The sequence below is a fragment of the Peribacillus frigoritolerans genome (assembly GCF_030676415.1).
Lineage (GTDB): Bacteria > Bacillota > Bacilli > Bacillales > DSM-1321 > Peribacillus > Peribacillus frigoritolerans_A.
Genome location: NZ_JAUUTW010000086.1, coordinates 1 through 685, shown reverse-complemented (window position 1 = coordinate 685; position 685 = coordinate 1). Strand labels below are relative to the sequence as shown.

Annotated in this window: 1 pseudogene; it reads left to right on the top strand. The window is 46.3% G+C overall.

The features are described 5' to 3' along the window. Positions 1-475 precede the first annotated feature (475 nt). Positions 476-685: pseudogene (locus Q8G36_RS28575) on the top strand (group II intron reverse transcriptase/maturase); the annotation flags it as partial.

Below are 685 nucleotides of genomic sequence, written 5' to 3'. Positions count from 1 at the left end.
GGGTGTCCACGGTGACGTGGAATCTGAAGGAAGCAAGCGGCAAACCTCCGGTCTGAGGAACACGAACTTCATATAAGGCTAGGTATCATTGGATGAGTTTGCGAAACAAAACAAAGTCCTTACTGCCAAAGGTGGTACAGAGTAAATGAAGCAGATAGATGGAGGGAAAGATTGCACTCTTACCCGGGGAGGTCTGATGACAGCCAAGTACACTTGGTAACCTGTCCAGTGATGGACAGCAGAATCATCAGAAGTCAGCAGAGGTCATAGTACTTGTCTACTTGAGAAGATAAGGAAGGACCGAACAGATTAAGGAGGATGAATACTAGGCGTTCGTTATCTGCGAAGAAGCAAACAATTCCTAACGGAACTTATTTGAAGGAAGAAGTGGTGAATACACGGGGAACTTCAAAAGGGCGGAGCAGATAAAGGCACAAATAGACCATCTCGTCCACGCAGGGAAAGGATATCAACGATGTTAATGGAACAGATACTAGAGAGGGAAAACTTAATACAGGCATTGAAGCGTGTAGAAAGAAATAAGGGAAGCCATGGTGTAGATGGAATGCCGGTTCAAAACCTGAGACCGCACCTCGCAACCGAATGGTACAACATGAAAACTGCCCTTTTACAGGGTACCTATCAACCGCAGCCCGTCCGTCGTATCGAAATCCCGAAACCAAAC